General features: G+C 44.3%; 11 protein-coding genes and 2 pseudogenes. 6 read left to right on the plus strand and 7 right to left on the minus strand.

The window, feature by feature from the left end:
- Positions 1 to 191: 191 nt before the first annotated feature.
- Both cysZ (ACNKW2_RS16180) and cysZ (ACNKW2_RS16185) read right to left on the minus strand, forming a co-directional pair.
- Positions 192 to 599, minus strand: a pseudogene (cysZ, locus tag ACNKW2_RS16180) (sulfate transporter CysZ); the annotation flags it as partial.
- Positions 600 to 736: 137 nt separating this feature from the next.
- Positions 737 to 1,462: a sulfate transporter CysZ gene (cysZ, locus tag ACNKW2_RS16185; protein WP_419149485.1), complete on the minus strand. Its 726-nt coding sequence runs from the start codon at positions 1,460 to 1,462 to the stop codon at positions 737 to 739.
- Positions 1,463 to 1,686: 224 nt separating this feature from the next.
- Here cysZ (ACNKW2_RS16185) and ACNKW2_RS16190 point away from each other — a divergent pair, with 224 nt between their 5' ends.
- Positions 1,687 to 1,956 carry a hypothetical protein gene (locus ACNKW2_RS16190; RefSeq protein ID WP_419149486.1) on the plus strand — a complete coding sequence of 90 codons (270 nt, stop codon included), beginning with the start codon at positions 1,687 to 1,689 and terminating at the stop codon, positions 1,954 to 1,956.
- Positions 1,957 to 2,008: 52 nt separating this feature from the next.
- Entirely contained in the window at positions 2,009 to 2,605 is a 597-nt protein-coding gene (locus ACNKW2_RS16195) for a CBS domain-containing protein (protein ID WP_419149487.1), read from the plus strand.
- 78 nt (positions 2,606 to 2,683) lie between these two features.
- On the opposite strand, the gene trmL is transcribed toward ACNKW2_RS16195, so the two are convergent.
- Entirely contained in the window at positions 2,684 to 3,148 is a 465-nt protein-coding gene (gene trmL, locus ACNKW2_RS16200; protein WP_419149488.1) for a tRNA (uridine(34)/cytosine(34)/5-carboxymethylaminomethyluridine(34)-2'-O)-methyltransferase TrmL, read from the minus strand.
- 252 nt (positions 3,149 to 3,400) lie between these two features.
- On the opposite strand from trmL, the gene ACNKW2_RS16205 reads away from it, so the two are divergent.
- The gene (locus tag ACNKW2_RS16205; RefSeq protein ID WP_472978011.1) at positions 3,401 to 4,300 is read left to right on the plus strand and encodes a cation diffusion facilitator family transporter; all 900 of its coding nucleotides are present in this window, start codon (positions 3,401 to 3,403) and stop codon (positions 4,298 to 4,300) included.
- On the opposite strand, the gene ACNKW2_RS16210 is transcribed toward ACNKW2_RS16205, so the two are convergent.
- The 3 genes and pseudogenes from ACNKW2_RS16210 to ACNKW2_RS16220 form a co-directional block, all read right to left on the minus strand.
- Entirely contained in the window at positions 4,252 to 5,217 is a 966-nt protein-coding gene (locus ACNKW2_RS16210) for an alpha/beta fold hydrolase (RefSeq protein WP_419149489.1), read from the minus strand. The genes ACNKW2_RS16205 and ACNKW2_RS16210 overlap by 49 nt on opposite strands.
- A gap of 6 nt (positions 5,218 to 5,223) precedes the next feature.
- Entirely contained in the window at positions 5,224 to 6,579 is a 1,356-nt protein-coding gene (locus ACNKW2_RS16215) for an ATP-binding protein (RefSeq protein ID WP_419149490.1), read from the minus strand.
- 2 nt (positions 6,580 to 6,581) lie between these two features.
- Positions 6,582 to 7,267, minus strand: a pseudogene (locus ACNKW2_RS16220) (response regulator).
- Between the two features lie 198 nt (positions 7,268 to 7,465).
- Here ACNKW2_RS16220 and ACNKW2_RS16225 point away from each other — a divergent pair.
- From ACNKW2_RS16225 to ACNKW2_RS16235, 3 genes are all read left to right on the plus strand, one after another.
- Complete coding sequence (locus ACNKW2_RS16225) at positions 7,466 to 7,930, plus strand: Spy/CpxP family protein refolding chaperone (RefSeq protein WP_419149491.1); 465 nt, start codon at positions 7,466 to 7,468, stop codon at positions 7,928 to 7,930.
- Between the two features lie 314 nt (positions 7,931 to 8,244).
- Positions 8,245 to 8,553: a helix-turn-helix domain-containing protein gene (locus tag ACNKW2_RS16230; protein WP_419149492.1), complete on the plus strand. Its 309-nt coding sequence runs from the start codon at positions 8,245 to 8,247 to the stop codon at positions 8,551 to 8,553.
- Between the two features lie 163 nt (positions 8,554 to 8,716).
- Positions 8,717 to 9,367: a hypothetical protein gene (locus tag ACNKW2_RS16235; protein WP_419149493.1), complete on the plus strand. Its 651-nt coding sequence runs from the start codon at positions 8,717 to 8,719 to the stop codon at positions 9,365 to 9,367.
- Between the two features lie 52 nt (positions 9,368 to 9,419).
- Here the strand turns inward: ACNKW2_RS16235 and yacG are convergent, their stop codons facing one another.
- Entirely contained in the window at positions 9,420 to 9,662 is a 243-nt protein-coding gene (gene yacG, locus ACNKW2_RS16240; RefSeq protein WP_419149494.1) for a DNA gyrase inhibitor YacG, read from the minus strand.
- Between the last annotated feature and the right edge of the window lie 169 nt (positions 9,663 to 9,831).

The following is a 9,831-nucleotide window of genomic DNA, read 5'->3' on the forward strand; positions in this document are numbered from 1 at the left end:
GCAGAGGATTGAAAATCCTCGTGTCGGTGGTTCGATTCCGCCTCTGGGCACCATCATTTAAAAGCCTCGCAATCGCGAGGCTTTTTTGTTTGCATACTCTTAACTAGTCACGATGTAGCTGACTTAATCATTAACCATGAGTACTTCTAGTAAAGCTACCTCAGGGCAAAGCTGAGGCAGCGGCTAGTATATCACCGATACTGCGGGCGGTAATTCTCAACCCATAACTTAGTGGCACCACACACGGCGACAGGCATCACTATCAGGTTCAAAAACGGGATGGAAGTGAGCACAAAGACCGCAAAGCCAAAGCCGTACGATAGGCCTTGCTTACTTTTAAGATCGTCTTTCATGCGTTTAAAGTGGATTTTATGGTTATCAAAGGGGTAGTCATTGTATTGCACGCTGTACATCCAGCAGGTAAACATTATCCACAATATTTGGCCGATGACCGGAAGCACCCAAAGCAAAATGAAAAAGCCAATGGCTCGCGGAAGGTAGTAACATAACTTAGTCCATTCGCGACCAAGCATCCTGGGTACGTCTTTAAGCATATCAAACAGCTTATCATCGTTGACCTTTTGATTGGTCAAATGTAGCATTTAAAAGCCTCGCAATCGCGAGGCTTTTTTGTTTGCATACTCTTAACTAGTCACGATGTAGCTGACTTAATCATTAACCATGAGTACTTCTAGTAAAGCTACCTCAGGGCAAAGCTGAGGCAGCGGCTAGTATATCACCGATACTGCGGGCGGTAATTCTCAACCCATAACTTAGTGGCACCACACACGGCGACAGGCATCACTATCAGGTTCAAAAACGGGATGGAAGTGAGCACAAAGACCGCAAAGCCAAAGCCGTACGATAGGCCTTGCTTACTTTTAAGATCGTCTTTCATGCGTTTAAAGTGGATTTTATGGTTATCAAAGGGGTAGTCATTGTATTGCACGCTGTACATCCAGCAGGTAAACATTATCCACAATATTTGGCCGATGACCGGAAGCACCCAAAGCAAAATGAAAAAGCCAATGGCTCGCGGAAGGTAGTAACATAACTTAGTCCATTCGCGACCAAGCATCCTGGGTACGTCTTTAAGCATATCAAACAGCTTATCATCGTTGACCTTTTGATTGGTCAAATGTAGCTCAACTTTCTCTGCCAGCAGCCCATTAAAGGGGGCGGCAATAAAGTTGGTTATGACAGTAAACACCATACTGTAACTAAATAAGATCACCAAAATAGCAATGGGCCACATTAGCCACTCTAACCAGCTTAACCATTCAGGCAGTAAGGTATTTAAGTATTCAAACCCTTGAGTTAGCCAGTCGTAGAGAAAAAATAGCGACGCACCGAACAGTAAAATGTTGATGGTGAGCGGGATAAAAACAAAGCGCTTTAGCCCCTTTTGGGTAATAAGAGAAAACCCGGCAATAAAATACTCAATACCGCGTGACAATTGCACAACGCACCTCTTTGAAAGTTAATTATTTTCATGGTCAATGCCATCTTTGTGGTTCTAGTATAACGTCATTTCAAGCCTTGCCGAGCACAGAATAGTAACAAATTATCAAATGAAATATTTTGCTCAAAAATAGAGTGACTTACTATTTTGTCGCCATTTAATACTTGTAAAGCGCCCCTGCTGCCCATACACTGAAATTAAGGCATTAGAAAAGAGTTTATACAATGCAGTTAGTACGTTGGTTTATTACATTTTGTATGTTGAGTCTGTTGACTATGTCAACGGCCGATGCTGCACAGTGTGATAAAACCGCCAGCGCCACAGCGATTGTAGTTGATTTAGACAGCTCTAATACCAGCCCTGATTTAGACGACTGTGCTTTAACCACTAACCAAGGTCAGCACATATCTTATGGCTTTGTTGTTACCACCACCGAACAGCAAGCTGTATTTAACAAACAAACCACCGAGTCCATTCGCGCCCCACCTTTATAAATTAGTTAGCCCAACCTTTTTCGTGCTTATTAATTTGATATAGAGGTGATCTATGAACACGTATGCCGTTTTAAAAACCCAACCGGTCAATAACTATGCCGCGGTTGCTCAGAGCTTTCCTGCCGTTTGCAATACCGACAATCCAGAGCAAGCGCCAGCTCATTGCTTAATGCACAATCTCCACCTTGCCCCAATGCAACACATTGATGCCAACAGCAGCATCGATGAAGCACTATTAGTGCTTGATAAAACCCACCGTCGCGCCAGTTTTGTGGTGGATAGTAAAGACCAGTTTGTCGGTATTATTTCCACTGCGCGCTTGGGCAGTCGCTATGTTTTAAGCACCGCGGAAAAGCGTGGCTGCAACCGCCGCGAATTGAATGTAACCGATGTCATGATCCCGCTGTCTGATATTCGCCAAATTACACTCAAACAAATGACCAACAGCTTGGTCGGGAACGTGCTTAAAACCATGGAGCAGGGTGGCTTTGAGTTTTTGTTGGTGATGGATCAAGACGCTAGTCAGCCAGTAGGCTATTTCGATTTGATTGATATGCTAAAAGCCTGTGGCCGTACTGTGAATACCATTAAGCCTGCAAGCAAGTTCAGCGATATTGTCGGCACCATTTTGCACCACGCTGAAATATAAAGAATTAATCCCAAAAGTAAATGTAAGTTAAAGTCAAAGGCACCTTCTGGTGCCTTTTTTCTTAACAGCATAATGGTGTTACTTAGCTCCGGCAAAGCCTAATTGCCGCCAAGATTCATACACAAATACAGACACCGCGTTAGACAAGTTCATGCTGCGGCTGTCTGGGCGCATGGGAATGCGAACTCGCTGTGGCTCTGGCAATGAGAAGATAATTTCCTCTGGTAAGCCACGGGTCTCTGGGCCAAATAGCAAACAATCTCCGGCTTCGTAGGCAACCTCGTGATGATGCTTACTGCCTTTTGTGGTACAGGCAAATACACGCTTGGGGTTATGTTTAGCGACATAGTCTTCAAAACTGGCGTGACGCTCAACCTGGCTAAACTCATGGTAATCTAATCCTGCGCGTCTCACCCGCTTGTCATCCCAATCAAACCCCAAAGGTTCAATTAAGTGTAATGAAAAGCCAGTGTTGGCACATAAGCGAATGATATTTCCCGTGTTAGGTGGGATCTCAGGTTGATAAAGTACGATATCTAACATGGCGACCTCAGAGTGAATGAGAGCGCAGTATATCCAAATGGTATTTTTGTACAAGCACAAAGAGAGGGGCTTGGTCGTTATTACTTCTGTATTCTAGACACGCTATAATAGCTCCACCTGCAAATGCCTCGCTGCAGCAATGGCAGGATCACTATTTTATTTTTAGCTACACAGTGGCTGGTGTAATCTATTTTTCATTTCAATGGATTACCCTGTATTATTACACGATAGAGGTTGAGGTAAGGAGTTTTCGTGGAGCGAAGTTACGAGTTCTGGGTTAGGTTTTCTAGCATTTTTACCATTGTGATGGTAAGCCTGATGATTGCTGCAAAAGCATGGGCTTGGTTGGCATCGGGCAGTGCTGCAATGCTGGGTTCGTTGACCGACTCTTTGCTTGATATTAGTGCCTCGTTAATGAATTTTTTCGTGCTCAGCTATGCTTTACGCCCAGCGGATGACGATCACCGTTTTGGCCATGGTAAAGCCGAAGCACTGGCCGGACTTGGTCAAGCCGCATTTATTGCCGGCTCCGCAAGCTTACTGGCATTTCACGGTGTAGAACGCATTATTAACCCTGCTAATATTCCACACTCTTTATTTGGCGTTTGGGTAAGCTTGTTTGCAATTGTGTGTACTTTATTAGTGGTTGCTGTGCAATATCAAGTGGTTAAGCGCACTAGCTCTATCGCCATTAAAGCCGACTCGCTGCATTACAAAGGCGATATTCTATTAAACTTAGCTGTGTTGTTGGCGGTGCTACTCAACTTCTTTGGTGTGCAGTACGCGGATCCTATCTTCGGTATTATGGTGGCGATGTATTTATTGTATAACAGCTGGGACATTGCCAAAGAAAGTGCCGATCACCTTATGGATAAAGAACTGCCAGACGAAGAAAAAGCTGAAATCGCGCTGATTGCCTCAAGCCATGAGGATGTTTATGGCGTGCATGATTTGCGCACTCGCCAAGGCGGAAAAATTAAGTTTATTCAGCTGCATCTAGAGTTAGATGACGACATGCCTCTAATGCGCGCCCATAAGGTGGCCGATGAAGTGGTTGCCAATATCAAGCAGTCGTTCGACTGTGAAATGGACATCCTTATCCATCAGGACCCAGTTTCTTTGGCGGTCTCTAGCGAGCCGATAAAGGCATAAAAATCATCCAATACGGCTTTGCGGGTTGAGTCTTGCTCGCATAATAGCTCGTGCTTTCCTGCAAACGACGTGATGGTGGTGTGCGGCTGTTTTGCCGCAAATTGCCTTTGCGCCAGATTGTCTACCACAGTGTCTTGCTCAGCGCTGGCGATGCGCAGTGGCACCTTTATATTCACATGTTGCAGAGCTTGGCACTTACGCAGTGCTGCATTCAGCCAGGCAAAACTCACGCCGCCCAGCTGCAGTTCTGGGTATTGGTTATACAGTCCGCGAAATAGTGCGTAGCGCTCAGGACAATGAGTAAGGTCATTGTCGGCAAAAGGTTTTTCGAGGTATTGCGTTTGCCCAATGGCATAACGTTTACCTAAGCCTAGCAAGCAGGCCGTGGCGGCAATGGCTTGCGCCACCCAAGTGGGGTAAGGTGCGGTATTGATCCCTAGCATGGGCGCTGAGAGGTAACCTGCAACCACTTGTTTAGGCTGAAATAGCTGCAAATAATCACAGCTAATGGCGGCGCCCATAGAGTGCGCCAGTAGTACAATGGGTAATTGCGTGTGCTTACAGACGATATCCGTCATAAAGCAGTGGAGTGCTTCTGCGTAGTTTTCAAAGCGTCTGACATAGCCTATTTGTGTATCTGGGAGTAGGCGCTCAGAGTATCCTTGCCCGGGGTGGTCAAAGGTAAATACCGCAAGCCTATTTTGGCTCAGTTCCCACAGCAGCTCGCGATATTTATGCGCCGATTCAATCCGACCGTTAACCAGTACCACGGCGTGAGTGGCATTCGCTGGAATGTGATAGGTGTAAAATAGGCGTCCAAAGGGCGAGTTAAAAAAGCCTTTTTGTGCCTGTTGCCAATGCTGATCTATGTCGGGAAGGTGCTGTTCTAATTGCTGGCTTGTGCTGTAAAACGTCATAGTTAGTTAAACCGTGGGAAGCACAATTGTGACTTCTAACCCCACCTTATTGGTAAATTGTATATGTGCATCATGCACTTTAAGGGCATGCTGTGCAATGGCCAAGCCTAAACCAAAGCCACCTTTTTGTTGCGCTGGGGTGCGTGCACTGGATGCGCGGAAAAAGGGAATACAGAGTTTATCCAGCATATCGCTTGGCACGCCATCGCCATCATCGCGGATGGTACAGGTTAAGCGCTGTTCATGGCAGCTGAACTCAATTTCGACTTGTTGCTTAGCGTATTTAATGGCGTTGCGAATGATGTTTTCAAAAGCGCGGTTTAATAACATAGGATCGCCATATAAGCTAACCTCTGGTAGGGGGGAGATCAACACCTGCTTTGCTAATTGCTGTGCTTCAAACTGGGCATCGTCGAGCACCGAATCTAACAGGTCAACTAACGAGATTTTATGCTTTTCCAAGGGCACCTGATCGGATTCCAACTTGGCGAGATGAAGAATATCTCCAAGCATATGCTCAACCAATTGTGCTTCACGCTCAATACGAACAATATACTCTTCACTGGCCTCACTTGAGTGTTTGCCTGCCAAACCCGCAGCCATTTGTAGCCGGGTTAAGGGCGAGCGTAACTCATGAGAAATATCCGCCAATAGGCGCTTATGGTTGTTGACTAACGACTCTAGCCTGTCGGCCATAATATTAAAGTCATGACCGAGCTGCCCAAGCTCATCTTGACGCTTTTCATCAATGGCTGCGCGGCTGGTTAAATCGCCCTTAGCTAAGTGCGAAGCGGCTGTTTGTAATTGTTTGATGGGGGTCAGCAAATCTCGGGTAAACCAAAAGCACAGCAATAAACTGACGCTAAAAATAACGGCTATTTTTACCCAAATCGGCAATACCCGCAGTTTTACTAATACGCTAGCCTCGCGCGTGGGAAACACTAGGTAAAGCCGGTAGGTTTCGCCTTGTAATTGCAATTCCAATGGACCAAAAGCGCGGTACCCTAAGGTGTAAATTGCGCTGCTAGAAGTGTCGTCCGTTAAACTCAGTAGATCTAAGTTTAGTGCTGACAGTTTTGCGTCGGCAACAACACTTTTCGCGGCATCGCGGTGGCTTAGATAGATGTTGTCTGCCTTACGCACCCTAAGCTTTGCAATAGACGATAGGGAAAAGTTTGGGGTCTTACTGGCCTTAGTGAGAACCCGCGCAACATGATGGAGGTTATGTTGCATCGACTTCGAAATCTTTCGGCTCTCTACCACTTCGGGTTGCAACAAACTGATACCTATCAGTAATAACACGGTGGTGACTATGGTGAGCCAAAACCAGAGGAAAACTTTAAATAGTAAGCGCTTAGTCATCTTTACGCCTGTAAAAACACGTAGCCTGCGCCACGAATGGTTTTAATATAGGCATCTTCGCAGTGCTCAGCGATTTTTTACGTACGTTGGACACATGCATATCAATAGAGCGGTCGTAAGGGACCAAAGGCCTCCCCAGCACTTGGCGAGAAATGGTTTGTTTATCAATTATTTCACCTGCCGATTTCACCAGCAAGTGCAATATCTCGTACTCCGTGCCGGTTAATGACAAAGGCTGCTGATTTACGTGCACGCTACGGGCAGCCACGTCGAGGGTTAGCTGTTTAAAATGGTACGCGTGCTGGTTGGCGTGTTGTTTATAATGGTCAACTCGACGGGTAATAGCTTTCACTCGCGCTAATAACTCGCGGTGGTTAAAAGGCTTAGGAATATAGTCATCGGCGCCAAGCTCCAAACCAAAAATACGGTCAAAGTCATCGCCTTTGGCGGTAAGCATAATAATAGGGGTCATTTTTTCTGCTCGGTAGGCCTTGAGCACTTCAAAGCCATCCATTTCAGGCAACATGACATCGAGCAAAATCACATCAAAGTCTTCTTTAAGCGCTTGGCTTAAGCCTTGCGTGCCGGTATGCGCCATGGCAACGTTAAAGCCTTCGGCACTAAAGTACTCATGGAGTAACTCACACAAGCCTTTATCATCATCAATTAATAAAATGGAATGTTTCATGCAGTCATCCAGTTGCTTATAACTTCAGCGGTAACCCATCTATGTTCAAGCTTATTAGACCGCAGTTGGTAGTAATATGTAAATTGGCTTTGCGCTTTTTTGCAAAGCACTGACATAACTTTACTTGTCGCTGACGTTGCTTTTCGCTATTGCCACTAAAGTAGGGTTAACATCACAACGGCAAACAAGGAGCCCAATATGAAACTGTTAACCACATTAGTACTGGCAAGCGCACTCAGCGTAGGACTGCTCAGCACAGAGGTAAGCGCCAAACCTTATGGCGGCCAATTAGAACATTCAGCACGGTTACTACTATCAGAAAAAGGTCAGCAAAAACTTGATATTACCGAAGCGCAACGCACTCAACTACGCGCCATCTTTAGCGACTATAAAGCAGCCAAAAAAGCATTAAAAAGCGAAACCAGCAAAGAAGACCGTCAAGCTCACCGCGACGCCATGAAAGCTCTAATGGAGTCTGAAGTATTTGATAAAGTACAGGCGCAGATATTACTCGAGCAAGGGCAGAGTAAAAAGCAGCAGTGGGTGTTACTGGCCATGGAAACCAGACACAAAGTCTTTCACGTTTTGAGCGCTGAGCAGCGAGAAAAAATCCAGTCATGGAGAATGCGCCACCGCGGTCATAAAAAGCAGCACAAAGGCTAGAGCCAAAACTCAGTTTTATCGTAAATAACAAGCCCTACAAGTAAGTTTAGGGCTTTTTCGCTGTTGTTAAAGAACTAAGAAAATACTACGAAATTAAAAAAATTAATATTACATATTGATAACAATTATTGCTCATGTTACATTTAAAAGTAGAGTGTTTTTGGCAGGTGTGCTGATAACTCTATGATGTTTTGAGGTAATGAAGAAAAAATGAATTTTCGTTCACAAACTTCCCAATAACTTTTGTTTTCTGTAGAGTAATAAATGTATTCGTTGTTGTTGGCTGTTTGTTATAGGGTATCACTGAGGGAGACATGCAGACACCTGAAGAATACGAGGTGACACTCCGCATCCAAGAGCTGCTAAAAGAACTGAAAAAGCGTAAGGGTTATACCAAAAAAGTTATTAGCCAAAAGCTCGGGATCGGTCTTACCACACTAGACGATTATCTAAACGGAACTAGCTCGTTTCGTTTAGGTACCTTAATTAAACTGTCGGAGCTCTGCCGTATCCGTCTTAGTGATATTCTGGAAGGGGCAGGGCATGTTACAAGATCATTTGAAAAAGAGGCTCAACATGCTGAAAATGAACAAAAAACCAAAAGCGAAAAAAGTAAAATTTAGTGAGTGCGTCTTAATTAACCCAGAAAAGGTTTTTGGTGGTTCTCAAGACTCTAAAGGTGGAGGTCCTCGTAGTGAGCCTAAAGAAGAAACTGAGACGCAACCAGTAACTACTCATAGTGCTGTAGGTTATAGCCAACCCTAAGCAGGGGAATAGAGACTCAAAGTGATGAAACCAATCTACAGACTTTTGGCACTACTGCTTATTTTTACCGCTGTAGGTGGCGCAATTTTAGAATATGCCACTGTTTATGTGAGCATTCCAATAACATTAATGGCTCTAGCTTTACTTTGGTTGAGTAATAGGGCCGACAAGAGTTATTGTTATGTGCTGTCAGTCCTAGCTATATTTTCTGTATTAGAGCTATTAGTAGTAACAATTCTAAGCAAGACGGTTCTGGGTCAATACTCTCATTTCGTCGAAAATAATGCATTCTTTTTGACTCATTTAGTCATCGATACTCTGGTTTTCTATTTCATATTGGTGCGCCGCGAAGTAATGCTGCGAGTTTATGCAAAGAATGAAAAAGTATGGCCTGAAATTTTAACAAAAAGCATTGTCGATGCACCGATGCTTGGAATTTTCGTGCTTTTCATCATTGTAGACATATTAACCATTGGCGAAAATCTATTAAGACATCTTGAATATTTTGGTGTCGCTGAAAGCTTCGCGAGTCAGTTTTGGGAACTCGAATTTATGTATGACTACATTGAAGAGATAAAAGGGACCTTGCTTGGTTTAGTGATGTGTCTTTTATACATTTGCTCATTCATCACTCGTTCTCAGTCAAGACGTATTGAAGCTGAAACGACATAATATAAACGCATATCGAAGCCGCTAAAATCTATGTAGCGGCTTAATTTAGTCGTTATTCCTTAAAAAAGATATCATCGTTTTTGGCCAGCATGGCCTCAATATCCTCAATCATATTTTCTGCTTCTTCTGGCGACATATCGGCATTTTTCAGTGGCGTTGATATCTTATTTGATTCATCTGACCAGTCACCTAGATCGATAAGTTGGCATCGCTTGGAACAAAACGGGCGGTAGGGGCTTTTATCACCCCATTCCACTGATTTTTGGCAAGTAGGACATTTTACAATTGTTGTCATAGCAGCATTTACTTCATTGCTTTTTCAATGGCCTCAGTCTAAAAGTAGATTGCAGCAGAGTCAATTTAACCAATGTTAAGAGCGCGGGATAAACCCGCGCCTACCAGGCTGTTCGTATGGTTTAAAAACCGATGTAGGCGCTGCTTTACGCAGCGCTTGTGATGTGAAA

The sequence above is a fragment of the Pseudoalteromonas 'SMAR' genome, from assembly GCF_048515945.1.
Taxonomy (GTDB): Bacteria; Pseudomonadota; Gammaproteobacteria; order Enterobacterales; family Alteromonadaceae; genus Pseudoalteromonas.